Below are 13979 nucleotides of genomic sequence, written 5' to 3' on the forward strand. Positions count from 1 at the left end.
AGCCGGCTAAGCTGGTGGTTGATACGCTGATGCTGTCAGCATTCATCACGCTCTGCCCGGAGCCGGCACCGCTGTCGGTAAAGCTCACGGACAGGGCATCGACTGCATCAAAGTCAGAAGCAGGAAAAGCATTGGCCGCGAACGTCAGTGAGGTCGATCCACTCAGCGAATTAACGCTACTACAGCCATTGGATAATGCATACGCAGAGGACATTGTTGTAGAGGAAACAACAAAAACGGCAAAGGAAAATCCCACCGCCTTTTGCAGTCTGGAAAAACGAAGTGCCATCATTCACCCTGAGATTATTATGTTTATCTGACTGATTGGGATTAACTTTATTCGGTCAAATTACCACAGGGGAAACGGGGCTAATGGGCGGAGTTAACTCCTTTTAATGAGGTATTTCATGCCATTCCTGTCTGCTGCTAAGGGTGTCGCAACGCCAGCCAGACTCTGGTCAGTAAAAAGGTCAGGGGGATCGCCAGAATCGCCCCGGTGATCCCGAGCAACGACTGCCAGAATAAAAATGACAGCAGTTGAACGGTGAGGGACAAATTCAGCCGCCTGCCGAGCATCAGCGGCTCCAGGACAGAACTCAAAAACAGATTCAACACCACAAAGAATCCCACGGTGAGCAGGCTGGTTTGCGTATCGGACAGGATAAAGATCTGCACCACCGGCGGGATGGCGGCGAGAAACGAGCCGAGGACCGGCACGTAGTTGAAGATAAACATCAGCAGGCCCCACAGGAAGGCGAGCTTCAACCCCAGCAGATGGGCGGCGCCCCAGACAATCAATCCGCCGAGCAGGCCGGTCAGGGTTTTCACCTGCGCGTAAACAATTACGCTTTGAATGCCTTCTTCAAGTGCGGTAAACAGGCGCGAATGACGTTCTTTGGCGCGCAGGAAGGTTTTAAACATCGGAAGCTCATACAGCATAAACAGCAGCATCAGAAAGACCATCAGCCACCATGAAAGCATGCCGGGGATCAGCGAAAGCTGGGTAGCGATAAAACGCACAATGGCGCTGCCATCAATCAAATTCAGCATTTCTTCGTAGGTAAACACAATGCCCATCTGGCCAGGCAAATGCGCCAGCGTTTGTAACCTTTCCGCCACCAGCGCGGGCATCTGGCGGCTGAGCTGCAGCAAATCTGGCGTGGCGGCACTCAGTGACATAATGATAATCACGATCAGCAGCAGCAGGATCATAATCACCAGCAGGGAGGAGATAATACGCGGAACCCGGCGCTTTTCGAGGCGGCTAATAAGCGGATCCAGCATGATTGCCAGAAACAGCGCCAGCAGCACCTGATTGATCAGCGGTGCGGCGAGATGCAAGCCAATTAATACCAGCGTCAGGCAAGCCAGCAGAAATAATCCCCGGGCAAAGGGCGTGAAAGAGTCTAACCAACCTGTGAACATCGGTACCCATTCTCCTCGACACAAATGGAACAGGGCAGGCCAGTAAATGCCCCCCCGGATAAACAACTATAATACTTACCAGCGGCTCACGGACGGTCAACTCTCGCGTTACACCTGTTTATGCATCAGTTAATTTAACAGAGGAAAAACTATGCGCAGTCTTACTGTGGCGTTGTCTTTGTGCCTGATGTTATTTATCCATCCCGCCTTCGCCAGTAATAGCGTCAGCGACGGCTGGGAATGGTTGAAAGATGATGTTTCCCAGACATGGGAACAGCCTGAATACCACGATCTCTATTTGCCTTTTATTAGCTGGCACGCCCGGTTTGCTTACGACAAAGACAAAACTGACAACTATAACGAAACGCCATGGGGCGGCGGCATCGGCGTATCGCGCTTTACCGCAGAAGGTAACTGGAGTGCGCTCTATGCCATGGCGTTTAAGGATTCCCATAATAAGTGGCAGCCGATGGTGGGTTACGGCTGGGAAAAGGGCTGGTATCTGGATCAGCAGCACGATTTTCGCCTGGGTTTAGGCTTAACCGCCGGGATCACCGCGCGCGATGATTTCGCCAATTATGTGCCGCTGCCGCTGGTTCTTCCGCTTTTCTCCGCTGGCTATAAACGGTTATCCCTGCAATTCACCTACATTCCCGGCACCTATAATAATGGCAACGTGCTTTTCGCCTGGCTGCGTTATGGCTTCTGACCTTACAGTGTGATGACGTTTTTAACCCACGCGATAGAGAGCATTAACCTCGACAGCAGGACCGAGGCGATAAAGGTCACCACCATTAGCATCAGTTTGGTGGCCAGTGAGGTAATTGGAATAAGTACGCTTAACAGATGGAAGACGGAGTAGTGCAGGATATACACCCCGGTCATGGTTTTGCTGATCGCCGCCAGAAAGGATTCTTTTACCGCGGCATTGCGCTGAAAATGCACCTGACTGGCGGCGATGACCAGTACCACCACCAGCAGATAAATTTGTGAACCGGTGAGAATAAAGGCATTGCGGTCGGCTTTAAATAAGGCAAAGAAAAAGTGCTGCTCATAGAACCAGGTAAAGAGGTAAACAAAGGGCAAGGCGATTGCCGCACTCCGCGCCACCTTTTTACGTTCCATCCAGTTAGCAATGAACGGATCGCACAATAGCTGGCCGGTTAAATAAAACAGCAGCCAGGTCCAGAGCCGGTATTGCGGTTCCAGACTGAAGAATCGCGGGTCAGGCGTCAGAACAGACATCAGGTCATAGCCATACGAGAACAGCAGCAGCGCCATCACCAGCGCCAGGAATATTAACCGGTGCTGACTGAGCCAGTTTAACAGCGGGTGGAAACTGTAAATCAGGATAAAAGAGCAGATAAACCACGGCTGAATAAGGTAACCCCGCTGGTAGGGCTCCCACAGATAGTAAACCGTCATCCAGAACAGAAACACGATCACCACATTTCGGATCTTGCCCAGCTGCCAGCGCAAATCCTGCTTTGATTGCGCATCCATAATGCCGGCAACCACAAAAAATAACGGTGTGGCGATGGTGGATATAAAAGTCAGAAAGGGCAGGATCCAGTGGTAATCATAATCGTAACGGTCCCAGGTGTTATACAGGGTGAAAAAGGTCACCGCCGTCATACATCCCAGCGTTTTAATCACGTTCAGCCCGGTGATATTCATGGGGCGTTCGCGGCACGCTGGCGATGGAAGCAGGCGTAAATCACCGGCAGCACCAGCAGGGTCAGTATGGTCGCGAAGCCCAGACCAAACATAATCACCACCGCCATGCTCTGGAAAAAGACATCGCGCAGCAGCGGAGCCAGCCCCAGCACGGTGGTGAAGGCCGTCAGCAATATCGGGCGCAGACGCGAGGTGGCCGCGCTGATAATCGCCTCCTCCTGCGCTTTTACCTGCTTCTGCTGTTCAATCTCGTCGATAAGCACAATGCCGTTGCGGATCAACATCCCGCTCAGGCTGAGCAGGCCGATTAAGGCCATAAAGCCGAACGGGATACCGGTGATTAAGAATCCCGGCGTCACGCCGATCAGCGCCAGCGGCACCGTCAGCCAGATAGCAATGGCATTTTTCAACGAACTGAACATCAGCACGGTAATCACGAACATCACCAGATAACCCAGCGGCAATGAGGTAAACACCCCTTGCTGCGCCTCACTGGAGCTTTCGGCATCGCCACCCCATTCAATCTGGTAGCCCTGCGGCAGCGCGATGCGATCGATTTTCGGCTTCACGCGCGCCAGGATATCACCGGACGTGTCCTGACTGAGCGGATTCGGGTCGGTCTGGACGGTGAGCACCCGGCTGCGATCGCGCCGCAAAATCAGCGGATCTTCCCATTCAAGCCTGAACGCGCTCACCACGTTACTGAGCGGAATATAGTGTTGCTGGCTTTGGCTCCAGACCAGCACATTGTTGAGATGGTTCGCGTCCTGACGTTCGCGGGTGGGCGGACGGACAATCACCGGCAGCAGATCGGCCCCTTCACGATACAGCCCGACGCGACTGCCGGAAAAATTCATCTGCAGTGCGCTATCAATTTCCTGTTTGTCCACGCCCAGCTCGCGCCCGAGCGCCGGATTATATTGCGGGCGAATAACTTTGCTGCGGTTCTGCCAGTCATTGCGCACGCTGTCGGTTGCCGGGTCGTTGGCCAGGGCGTCGCTCACCTGGCTGGCAATCAGGCGCATTTTGTCGGGATCGGTGCCTTTGATTCGCACTTCAATGGCGCTGCCACCGGACGGACCAAACATCACCCGTTTGGTGCTGGCATTGACCTGCGGATACTGTTGGGAGATATAGGCATCAATACGCCGCGACAGGGTGGAAATACTGCGTTGATCGTCCATGCGCACCATAATCTGCGCATAGTTACTGTACTGACGCTGCCCATTGTAGGTAAGGATAAAGCGCATACTGCCCTGACCAATGGTGGTCACCGTTGAGATCACGCCTTTCTGTCCGGCGATCGATTTTTCAATATCGCCGGTTATGTTCTCAGTCGCGTTGATGTCAGTGCCGTAGGGCATCCACAGATCGACAAAGAAAATGGGCGTATTCGCCGACGGAAAGAAGTTCTGCCGTACAGAACCGAATCCCCAAACAGCGCCCGCCAGCAGCACCACCATCAGCGATAGCGTGAGCGTCTTTTGCGTTAACAGAGCGCGCAGGGCACGCTGATAAAGGCGGTAAAAACCGCCAGTATGGGGAGTAACCTCTGCTGATGCCTTTGCCGTCGCCTTCGCGCTAAACAACCACCACTTGATCAGCACTGGCGTAATGGTCAGGGCAGAAACCCAGCTTAGCAGCAGGGAAATTAACAGCACCTGGAACAGCGATTTGCAGTATTCGCCGGTGGAATCCTGCGATAACCCGATAGGGGCAAAAGCCAGAATGGCGATAATGGTGGCGCCCAACAGCGGGAAAGCCGTGCGGCGGATAACGAAATTCAGGGTCGATGCGAGGGACGTATTTTGCTGGCGGGCGAGCAGCACCCCTTCAACAATCACAATGGCATTATCGACCAGCATGCTGAGGGCGATGATCAGCGCGCCCAGCGAGATACGCTGCAACTCAATACCACACAGATACATGATCAGCAGCGTACCGAGCACATTAAGCGCCAGTGAAAGCGCGATGATAATGCCGCTGCGCACGCCCATAAAAATCAGCAGCACGCCGACCACAATCGCCAGCGCCATCAGGAAATTGGTAATGAAGCCATTGACCGAATGCGCCACTTCCGCCGCCTGGTCATAAAACACGTTCAGCTGAATGCCCGCCGGTTTTTCCGCAGACATTTGCTGCAGCCGGGCTTCCAGCGCTTTGCCCACATCGATGACGTTGACGCCGGGGATAAACGACACCCCCATAGTCACCGCCTGGCGTCCGTTAGTGTGATAAATGCTGGAGGGCGATTCACTGAGTCCGCGCGACAGCGTGGCGATATCGCGCAATCGGGTGGTGGCCGGCGCACCGACCGGACTGACCAGCAACTCGCCCAGTTCGTCGATATTCTGAAACTCGCCGGTCGGATGCAGGCGAATGCTTTCCGTTCCGGAGGTGATTTCCCCTGCGCTGGAGACCACATTCAGGCGGCTGAGCACGCCCGAAAGCTGAGTGAGGGTGATGCCGCGTGCGGCCATCATCGTCAGGGAAACATCGACATTAATTTGCTGCGGGATCGCTCCGCCAATCGCCACTTTGCCAACCCCCGGCACCAGCACCAGCTCGCGGCGTAACTGTTCGGCGTACTGAACCAGCTCCGGATTACTGAAGCTGTCGCCAGAAATGGCAAAGAAAAAACCAAACACGTCACCAAAATCATCATTTACAAAAGGCGGGGCGACGCCGGAAGGAAAGAAGCGCGATGCATCACCGACCCGGCGGCGCATTTCATCCCAGATTTGGGGCAATTCATTCGAGTGGTAGCGCGAGGCAATATTCACCGTAATTTGCGACAGGCCGTTGGAGGAGATCGAACTGACATTGTCCAGATAGGGCAGTTGCTGTAGCGCATTCTCCAGCGGCAAGGTGACTTCCTCTTCCACCTGCTGGGCGGAGGCACCGGGGTATTGCGTCAGGACAACCGCGGTTTTAATGGTAAAGGCGGGATCCTCAAGACGGCCAATATTGAGCAGGGCGAAAATGCCGCCGATGCCCAATAACAGAATGGCCAGCCAGACGCGAATGGGGTTGTCGATAAACTGCCGGGAGAGATCCATTACAGCCCCCGCTCACGCGTCCAGATACGCACCGGCTGGCGGGCATGCAACTCATTTACCCCGGCGGCGACCACGCGTTCTCCCGCATGGAGTCCGGCGGTGATCACCACGCCCTGAGTGGTAACCTCACCGACGCTGACTTTACGATCTTCCAGCACCAGTTGGTTACCGGCTTCCTGTACCACCCAGACATGGGCGTCATTGCGCTGGCTGTTATCCGGATTGAATACCGCTTCGACCGGTACGACTAACGATGCGTGACCGACGTTGGCCGGCAGATTTGAGAGATTAATGGTGACCGTGCCACTGACGCCGCCCACCGCAGGGAAATCAGCGGGGCGCGGCATCGTCAAAATAACCTGCCAGGTCAGGGAACCGCTGCTACTGCTGCCGGTGTGTTCTTTATAATCGGCCTGAAACTCCCGGTCGGGCAGGCTATTGATGCGCACCCGCGGGCGATAAGCCATATTGCGCATATCCAGCGCGCTAAACAGGTTTTCAGGAACGTTAAACACCACGTCGAGCAGGTCGCTGCGGGTCAGAATAGCTACCACCTGACCCGCAGCGACGACCTGATGATTTCGCACGTTTACCAAGGCTGCCACCCCACTAAACGGCGCGGTCAGCGTCATCTGACTTAACTCTTCACGGGCGATCTGCAACGCGGCATTCGCCGCATCCCGGTTTGCACGCTGAATGTCCATATCCGCCTGGGAAACTGCCTGTCGGCCAGAAAGCGTTTGGTAACGGGCAAACTGGCGCTGAGCAAGGGTTGCGGCAGTTTGCCGTTCATTGACGCGCTGCTGCGCTTCGCGCGCGGTCAGCCTCGCAAGTGTCTGGCCCTGCTCAACGCGAGCCCCCTGACGAAGTTCGAGTGATTCAATCTGCCCGGCGCGTTTAAACGACAGTTCGGTCGAGTCGCCGGACTCGATCCGCGCCGGAAAGAGGCGTTGTTGCGTTTCGCCGGACGCAATAACCTCGACAACTTTAACCATGCGTGGCAGTGGGGCAGGTTGCGGTTTTTTCTGATCGCAAGCGGTTGTTATAAAAATAATAATGGCAACCACGAAAAAATATTTAGTCACTGTTTCACCCTCAGCAACAACGATTTAATCGCAAACGCGTCGAATTATTTAATTGCCAAGCATAGAAACCACCACGAAAGTGAATAGTCCTACGGCCGAGCAGGTGATGATCGCAAAGATAACATACAGGCTGAGGCGGAACAGGCTTAAGCCATACATCATTACCTCCATTAATCATGGCTATATGAAAATTACGGCATAGCGAAAAAGATGAGTGAGGCTAATAAGCCTGTTGGGTCTGAGATGAGACTAGGTGGGTAAATCAAAAAAGTAAAGATTTGTAGTTTGTAATATTTTTGATGCAATTAACGATACATAAATCCTTAAAAGATTAAATATTCAGCGTTAAAGACTGCTATTGCAGTGTAATGTACGGTGTGGATTTTAATTAAACGGCAGGGGAAATAATGGCAGCCTTATGAATTTTATCTGAAATTTATATTTGGCTGAATGAAGCGGCGTGAAGGGTGAGAGATTCAGGCTCGGGCGAATACCCAATATGGCGAGTTGAGTGAAATTATTTTCGCTGTGCTACGTTTAAAGCGTTAATTTCCCGAATTATCTGTGAAACATTAAGGTTTTTCACTAATCAGCTCCCTGTGAGTAGCCATTAATGACATATATCGTCATCTGACGCGAACCTGTTCACGGCCAGAGGCCTTAGCATTTGCGTAAATGCCGATCTGTTAATAAACGGATATCACCGCCTTGATTTCCGAAACAGGACTTGAGGAGAAAGCGATGAAAACAGCTAAACCGGAAAGTGCGTACTATCAGCTTTCTGTTGATGAAACGCTGGCCAGTACCCGCAGTTCACCCGATGGGATAAGCAGCTCTGAAGCGTCAGAGCGGTTAAAACAATACGGGGAAAATGCCCTTCCGCAAAAGCCCGGTAAACCTGTTTGGCTGCGCTTTCTGGCCCACTTCAACGATGTTTTAATCTACGTCTTGCTTGCTGCTGCCCTGCTAACTGCGGTGATGGGACACTGGATCGATACCCTGGTTATCCTCGGCGTGGCGGTGATCAATGCGCTGATCGGTCATATTCAGGAAAGTAACGCGGAGAAATCGCTGCAAAGTATCCGTAATATGCTCTCCAGTGAAACGGTGGTGATCCGCGGCGGCAATCACGAAACGCTTCCCACCACCGCACTGGTCCCGGGCGATGTGGTGGTTATCCGCGCCGGGGACCGCATCCCGGCCGATCTTCGGGTAATCGAAGCCCATAACCTGCGTGTTGAAGAAGCGATCCTGACCGGGGAATCCACCGTGGTGGAAAAGGGGACCGACGCGCTGACCGGCGACCTGCCGCTGGGCGACCGGACGAATCTGCTGTTTTCCGGCACCACCGTCAGTTCTGGCGGAGGGAAAGGGCTGGTGGTGGCGACCGGCGGTGCCACCGAATTGGGGCACATCAACCAGATGATGTCCGATATTGAACCCCAGCGCACCCCGTTGCTGGTGCAGATGGACAAGCTGGGCAAAGCCATTTTCCTGATCATTCTGGCGATGATGGCCGCGCTGTTTGTCTTCAGTTTGCTGTTCCGCGATATGGCGCTCTCTGAGCTGATGCTGTCACTGATCAGCCTCGCCGTGGCCTCGGTCCCGGAAGGGCTACCCGCAATCATCTCGATCATTCTTTCTTTGGGCGTACAGACCATGGCCAGGCAGAAGGCGATTATCCGCAAACTGCCGACGGTTGAAACGCTCGGGGCGATGACCGTTATCTGCTCGGATAAAACCGGCACCCTGACCATGAATGAGATGACGGTAAAAGCCATTATTACCGCCGATCAAATCTACCGCGTCGATGGTGCAAGCTATGAGCCGGTGGGCACATTTCACCGGGCCGATGACGCGTCGCCCGTCGCCATCACGCCGGGTTCGCTGCTGGAACGTTATCTGCGAACCATTGATTTGTGTAATGACAGCCAGCTGATCAAAGATGAGAGCGGCCTGTGGAAAATCACCGGCGGCCCGACTGAAGGGGCGCTGAAGGTGCTCGCCGCAAAAGGGAAACTTCCGACAGTTACCACCGAACTGCGCAATAAAATTCCGTTTGATTCGCAATATAAATACATGTCGACCCACTATCTGATTGGTGAAGAGGAGTGCGTTCTGCTTACCGGTGCGCCGGACGTATTGTTCAGGCATTGCCAGCAGCAGCAAACGGAAAGCGGACTGCAGCCGCTCGACGTGGCCTGGTGGGAAGCGAAGATAGAAGAGTATGCGAAGGAAGGGCTGCGCATGGTCGCGGCGGCATGGAAACCGGCCTCGCCAGGCCAGAGCGAATTAACGCATCAGGATCTGCAGCAGGGGATGATCCTGTTAGGCATCGCCGGAATGATGGATCCGCCGCGACCGGAAGCCATCACCGCCATCCGCGACTGTCTGCAGGCAGGGATCCGCGTCAAGATGATTACCGGTGACCATCCGCAAACCGCCATGAGCATCGGTCAGATGCTGGGTATCAGTAATGCCAGTGTTGCCATCACCGGCGGTGAGCTGGAGGTAATGGATGACCGGCAGCTGAGTGAAGCGGCGCAAGCGTACGACATTTTTGCGCGAACCAGCCCGGAGGATAAATTCCGTCTGGTGCAGGCGTTGCAGAGCAAAAAAGAAGTGGTCGGGATGACCGGAGACGGCGTGAATGACGCCCCGGCGTTGAAGCAGGCCGATGTCGGCATCGCGATGGGCATTAAAGGGACCGAGGTGACAAAAGAAGCGGCAGACATGGTGCTGACGGATGATAACTTTGCCACCATTGCCAGCGCAGTGAGGGAAGGGCGTCGGGTTTACGACAATCTGAAAAAAACCATTCTGTTTATCATGCCGACCAACCTGGCTCAGGGGTTATTAATCATTATTGCGCTGTTGGCGGGGAATTTAATTCCGCTGACGCCGGTATTGATCCTGTGGATGAATATGGCCACCTCCGCAACCCTCTCCTTCGGTCTGGCGTTTGAAGAAGGCGAGAAAAACATTATGCGGCGACCGCCGCGCGATCCGAAGCTGCATGTGATGGATGGTTTTGCCATCTGGCGGGTGATCTTTGTCGGATCGATGATTGCCATCAGCGCATTTGTACTGGAGTCCTGGCTGCAACCGCGCGGCTATTCTGCCGAATTCATTCGTACCGTCTTACTGCAAACTCTGGTGACTGCGCAATGGTTCTATATGCTTAACTGTCGCGTCTCGAACGGTTTCTCATTGAGTAGAGGGTTGCTGTTGAACAAGGGAATCTGGGTGGTGAGTGCGGTGCTGCTGGTCCTGCAGCTACTGATTATCTATGCGCCCTTTATGCAGGTGCTGTTTGGCACAGCGGCACTGCCATTCCGCTACTGGGTGATCACCCTGATTATCGGTTTTGTGATGTTCCTGATTGTGGAGATAGAAAAGCCGCTTACCCGTAAGTTCAGAACAGCCTGAACGTCACGGTCAGGGCTTTCTTGCTTTCAATGTGTGAATTTATATGTTAATAATTTGCATAATTATTTGAAATGAAAGCGAGGTTAGCATGTCGGCAGAGTCACCCGTTCAGGCGCAGTTTGAAGCGTACAATTCCCACGATATCGACGCGTTTATGGCGTGTTTTTCCGATGAGTTCAAAGGCTACCGGATGCCAACCGAGAGCCCTTCAACTCAGGGGAAACACGCATTACGTGAGTTTTACGTTAACCATCGTTTCAACAATCCCGATCTCCGCGCTGAACTTATCTCACGGGTGGTAATAGGCGATAAGGTATTTGACCACGAATTAATTTATGGCCTGTCTCCAACCCCGTTGGAAAGCATGGCTGTTTTTCATGTCCAAAATGACCTTATTGCCACTGCCTGGTTCTATTTCGCCTGAGGCTTCAGGGCCGCTCAGGGTGATTCACGCGTATCCAGACGCAGCTGTAAAAATGTCAGGTCGAGCCATCGGCCAAACTTATTGCCAACTTCTGACATTCGGCCAGCGTCAGTGAATCCCAGCTTTTTATGCAGCGCGATCGAGGCACTGTTTTCAGATTCAATACCGGCAACCATCACATGCTTGCCCTGATCTTTCGCCAGTCCGATCAACGCCTGCATCAGTACCGTGCCGGTCCCGCCTCCTCGCGCAGCCTTGTGAACATAGACCGAGTGCTCCACGGTATGCCGGTATCCATCCCAGGGACGCCAGTCGCCATAGGAGGCATATCCCAGCACGGTATCCGCGTCATCCACCGCGACAATCACCGGAAAACCGGCATCGTGACGATCGCTCATCCATTTGATGCGGTTCACCACATCGACCGTTTTATCATTCCAGATGGCGGTGGTGTTAAGTACCGCATCGTTATAAATATCCGCAATGATTTCAGCATCGCGTTCTGCAGCCGGACGAATACGCATGATAGACACTCCCGCGTGGATTTACTAAAGTGGATGAAACGTACACTATGGTAGTTATCTAATATGTTAGATGAAATGTCCAGTAAAGAAGATGGCCTGAATGCCCGCATTGGTCAAAAAGTCCGGCAGGAAAGGGAAAGGCGGGGATGGTCACTGACCGATTTGGCGGAAAATTCAGGCGTCTCACGGGCAATGATCAACAAAGTTGAACGCGGCGAAAGTAGCCCGACCGCCACGCTGCTGGCGCGACTCTCAGGCGCGTTTGATATGTCGATGTCGCAGCTGATTGCCCTGACCGAGGTGCGTTCGGGCACGCTGGTCAGACATGAAAACCAGCCTGTCTGGCAGGATCCGGAAACGGGTTATATCCGTCGCCACGTTTCAGCAGGCCAGATCCCGCTAGACCTGGTCAGCGTTGAGCTTCCGGCGAAAACCGCCGTGCCGATGCCGGTCATCTCATACCTTTCCCGACGGCAGCTGATATGGGTGATGGAAGGCCGACTGACGTTTGAGGAAGGGGGGAAGACATTTGAGATGCTGGCCGGGGATTGTCTGGAGCTGGGCGATCCCGCGGATTGCGTCTTCAGAAATGATACCGATGAAGTGTGCCGCTATGCGGTGGTGGTGCTAAAACCCGTCTGACGTCGACGTTTTGATTCCCTGCGCCATGCCGGCCCACAGTCCTGGCTTAAAGGCGCTGCGGCTGGCACACATTTTTACAATATTTAACAACGGCTTAATTTGTATTAACTATGCTTTCATCGGACGCAAAGCGTTATTTTAATAAAAAAGGATCAATTCAATGTTTAAACTTTCTACGTTTGTTGTCATTGCCGGGCTGTTACTGTCTGTGACTTCTCAGGCTGAAGCGAAGGGATGTATCAAAGGTGCTGTGGTTGGCGGCGTTGCAGGTCATGTTGCCCATCATGGCGTAGCGGGCGCTGCAGCCGGTTGTGCCGTTGGCCATCATATGGCGAACAAAAAAGACAAAGAGGCTGACAAGCAGCAGCAACAGCAGCAGCAACAGACTAAATAATATCACCAGGTGGTGCAGCCCGTCGGGGCTGTGCTGCTTCCCCGCCAGACCCTTCCCCCAAATCTGAAACTGATCGCGGTATCCTGCCTCACATTTTTGCACTACAAGCGCTAGCGTTCTGTGCAGTACTGTGCCCGGATGGCCTGCAGGGTTGGGTTTTTTCAACGACCCAGCAAGGGGATAGGAGCATTAACGGAGATGCAATGCGCTTTTCCAGATGGTAAACTGTATGCATATCCAGAACTACTCAGGGGTGAACGTGCCCGACAAAGACTCAGAATATCCATCAGACATCTGTGCAGTGGTCGGCAGAGCAGTGGCCCAGCTCATCAGCACCAACGAAGCCATCAACAAGCACAGCGTACTTCTGGTCCTCCATGAACACAGCGAGCAGACCAACGATGAAGCGCTTAAATCGGTTTACCTACTGGCTTTCCGTGCCATCCTCGAACGCTTCCATTAAATCCGCGATCGTATCCTCTGTAGAGGTGCGCCGGCTTATCTTCACAGGCAATTCATCCCCCGCTTACAGACAAAACATGGCCTGCTATGGCTGGAAAATTCACTGTATTACATGCAGATTTCGTAACGGTAAGGGAATGCCGGGAGGGGGTAAGGAAAGGGAAGGCAAGACGGCCCACAGCGGAGCCGCCTGAGTACCACAGGCTCAGACGTCGTCTGGCGTGCGGCCAACCACAACTTCGAGCGCTTTGCGATAAATATCTAACTGCGTCACGTCGGTGGTAGATTCCAGCCGGTTAATCAGGCTAAGAATGATGTCCTTGTTGCTGACGGTACCTTTCATCGCGACAACTTCGCGGATGACGGTGCCAATAACCGCGGTTTCATCAGAAAGCAGGTCGCCCTCGTTTTGAAAATACGCCAGGATGGCATTTTCGGTGGACTGCTGGTTCATGCGGTTACCTCACAGGAATGACGGCCTTAAGCCGCCCGGATTAATGGCTTCAGTGTGTGAACTTTGCACTCAGTGTTTTTTAGAATCGTCGGATGGACCGTCATTATTAAACATATGCATGACGTTCTCATGGTCACGGACTTCCTGGGTAACGCTGTCGTTATCGCTCTGACGACTTGCTCTGACCTCGCTGATAGCACGCCGGCAAGCGCGTTGCCTGAGCGTGTCATGCTCACCTGAAGCCATCGCCTGCAGTCGGTCAATAAGCGCCGACGAGTTCATTACCGCATCCTGCCGCAGCAGCGTCAGCACCGCTTCGCCAATCAGGATATCTGTCAGTTTTTGTTCTTCATCATCTTTTTGCATACAACTTCTCTGAAACAGCGATACGGGGGAAAGCGTAT

Annotated in this window: 14 protein-coding genes; 7 read left to right on the plus strand and 7 right to left on the minus strand. The window is 53.4% G+C overall.

What is annotated here, in order from left to right; all coding sequences use genetic code 11:
- Positions 1-14 precede the first annotated feature (14 nt).
- The gene (locus ACXKZG_RS08360) at positions 15-320 is read left to right on the plus strand and encodes a hypothetical protein (RefSeq protein ID WP_488875999.1); all 306 of its coding nucleotides are present in this window, start codon (positions 15-17) and stop codon (positions 318-320) included.
- Positions 321-426: 106 nt separating this feature from the next.
- Here ACXKZG_RS08360 and ACXKZG_RS08365 read toward each other — a convergent pair whose 3' ends face one another.
- Positions 427-1425, minus strand: a complete 999-nt coding sequence (locus ACXKZG_RS08365) for an AI-2E family transporter (RefSeq protein WP_488876000.1) — start codon at positions 1423-1425, stop codon at positions 427-429.
- Between the two features lie 187 nt (positions 1426-1612).
- On the opposite strand from ACXKZG_RS08365, the gene pagP reads away from it, so the two are divergent.
- Positions 1613-2134 (plus strand): lipid IV(A) palmitoyltransferase PagP, encoded by a 522-nt coding sequence (gene pagP, locus ACXKZG_RS08370; RefSeq protein ID WP_488876240.1) that lies wholly within the window; start codon positions 1613-1615, stop codon positions 2132-2134.
- 2 nt (positions 2135-2136) lie between these two features.
- Here pagP and ACXKZG_RS08375 read toward each other — a convergent pair whose 3' ends face one another.
- From ACXKZG_RS08375 to ACXKZG_RS08385, 3 genes are read right to left on the minus strand one after another with little or no spacing between them, the layout of a single operon-like run.
- Positions 2137-3102 (minus strand): acyltransferase, encoded by a 966-nt coding sequence (locus ACXKZG_RS08375; protein WP_488876001.1) that lies wholly within the window; start codon positions 3100-3102, stop codon positions 2137-2139.
- Positions 3099-6161, minus strand: a complete 3063-nt coding sequence (locus ACXKZG_RS08380; protein WP_488876002.1) for an efflux RND transporter permease subunit — start codon at positions 6159-6161, stop codon at positions 3099-3101. The genes ACXKZG_RS08375 and ACXKZG_RS08380 overlap by 4 nt, the downstream gene beginning before the upstream one ends.
- Entirely contained in the window at positions 6161-7156 is a 996-nt protein-coding gene (locus ACXKZG_RS08385) for an efflux RND transporter periplasmic adaptor subunit (RefSeq protein ID WP_488876003.1), read from the minus strand. The genes ACXKZG_RS08380 and ACXKZG_RS08385 overlap by 1 nt, the downstream gene beginning before the upstream one ends.
- A gap of 831 nt (positions 7157-7987) precedes the next feature.
- On the opposite strand from ACXKZG_RS08385, the gene ACXKZG_RS08390 reads away from it, so the two are divergent.
- Both ACXKZG_RS08390 and ACXKZG_RS08395 read left to right on the plus strand, forming a co-directional pair.
- Positions 7988-10675, plus strand: a complete 2688-nt coding sequence (locus ACXKZG_RS08390; RefSeq protein ID WP_455865451.1) for a cation-transporting P-type ATPase — start codon at positions 7988-7990, stop codon at positions 10673-10675.
- 88 nt (positions 10676-10763) lie between these two features.
- Positions 10764-11099: a nuclear transport factor 2 family protein gene (locus ACXKZG_RS08395; protein ID WP_134824457.1), complete on the plus strand. Its 336-nt coding sequence runs from the start codon at positions 10764-10766 to the stop codon at positions 11097-11099.
- 14 nt (positions 11100-11113) lie between these two features.
- Here the strand turns inward: ACXKZG_RS08395 and ACXKZG_RS08400 are convergent, their stop codons facing one another.
- Complete coding sequence (locus tag ACXKZG_RS08400; RefSeq protein ID WP_151037053.1) at positions 11114-11623, minus strand: GNAT family N-acetyltransferase; 510 nt, start codon at positions 11621-11623, stop codon at positions 11114-11116.
- A 63-nt stretch (positions 11624-11686) separates the two neighbouring features.
- On the opposite strand from ACXKZG_RS08400, the gene ACXKZG_RS08405 reads away from it, so the two are divergent.
- The 3 genes from ACXKZG_RS08405 (at position 11687) to ACXKZG_RS08415 (ending at position 13122) form a co-directional block, all read left to right on the plus strand.
- Entirely contained in the window at positions 11687-12265 is a 579-nt protein-coding gene (locus tag ACXKZG_RS08405; RefSeq protein WP_134824455.1) for a helix-turn-helix domain-containing protein, read from the plus strand.
- Between the two features lie 160 nt (positions 12266-12425).
- Entirely contained in the window at positions 12426-12659 is a 234-nt protein-coding gene (locus ACXKZG_RS08410) for a hypothetical protein (protein ID WP_053142283.1), read from the plus strand.
- Positions 12660-12888: 229 nt separating this feature from the next.
- Complete coding sequence (locus tag ACXKZG_RS08415) at positions 12889-13122, plus strand: hypothetical protein (RefSeq protein ID WP_041692048.1); 234 nt, start codon at positions 12889-12891, stop codon at positions 13120-13122.
- Positions 13123-13326: 204 nt separating this feature from the next.
- Here ACXKZG_RS08415 and ACXKZG_RS08420 read toward each other — a convergent pair whose 3' ends face one another.
- Together ACXKZG_RS08420 and ACXKZG_RS08425 are read right to left on the minus strand one after the other, a co-directional pair.
- Positions 13327-13575: a biofilm/acid-resistance regulator YmgB/AriR gene (locus ACXKZG_RS08420; RefSeq protein WP_134824453.1), complete on the minus strand. Its 249-nt coding sequence runs from the start codon at positions 13573-13575 to the stop codon at positions 13327-13329.
- A gap of 69 nt (positions 13576-13644) precedes the next feature.
- Positions 13645-13941 carry a hypothetical protein gene (locus ACXKZG_RS08425; RefSeq protein WP_488876004.1) on the minus strand — a complete coding sequence of 99 codons (297 nt, stop codon included), beginning with the start codon at positions 13939-13941 and terminating at the stop codon, positions 13645-13647.
- Positions 13942-13979 lie beyond the last annotated feature (38 nt).

It is taken from the genome of Erwinia sp. 2186 (genome assembly GCF_057812255.1).

Coding starts and splice junctions, on each gene's coding strand:
- ACXKZG_RS08420 (WP_134824453.1), bottom strand. CDS start 13,575: ATGAACCAGCAGTCCACCGAAAATGCCATCCTGGCGTATTTTCAAAAC.
- ACXKZG_RS08375 (WP_488876001.1), bottom strand. CDS start 3,102: ATGAATATCACCGGGCTGAACGTGATTAAAACGCTGGGATGTATGACG.
- ACXKZG_RS08380 (WP_488876002.1), bottom strand. CDS start 6,161: ATGGATCTCTCCCGGCAGTTTATCGACAACCCCATTCGCGTCTGGCTG.
- ACXKZG_RS08410 (WP_053142283.1), top strand. CDS start 12,426: ATGTTTAAACTTTCTACGTTTGTTGTCATTGCCGGGCTGTTACTGTCT.
- ACXKZG_RS08405 (WP_134824455.1), top strand. CDS start 11,687: ATGTTAGATGAAATGTCCAGTAAAGAAGATGGCCTGAATGCCCGCATT.
- ACXKZG_RS08415 (WP_041692048.1), top strand. CDS start 12,889: ATGCATATCCAGAACTACTCAGGGGTGAACGTGCCCGACAAAGACTCA.
- ACXKZG_RS08365 (WP_488876000.1), bottom strand. CDS start 1,425: ATGTTCACAGGTTGGTTAGACTCTTTCACGCCCTTTGCCCGGGGATTA.
- ACXKZG_RS08390 (WP_455865451.1), top strand. CDS start 7,988: ATGAAAACAGCTAAACCGGAAAGTGCGTACTATCAGCTTTCTGTTGAT.
- ACXKZG_RS08425 (WP_488876004.1), bottom strand. CDS start 13,941: ATGCAAAAAGATGATGAAGAACAAAAACTGACAGATATCCTGATTGGC.
- ACXKZG_RS08385 (WP_488876003.1), bottom strand. CDS start 7,156: ATGGTTAAAGTTGTCGAGGTTATTGCGTCCGGCGAAACGCAACAACGC.
- ACXKZG_RS08395 (WP_134824457.1), top strand. CDS start 10,764: ATGTCGGCAGAGTCACCCGTTCAGGCGCAGTTTGAAGCGTACAATTCC.
- pagP (WP_488876240.1), top strand. CDS start 1,613: ATGTTATTTATCCATCCCGCCTTCGCCAGTAATAGCGTCAGCGACGGC.
- ACXKZG_RS08400 (WP_151037053.1), bottom strand. CDS start 11,623: ATGCGTATTCGTCCGGCTGCAGAACGCGATGCTGAAATCATTGCGGAT.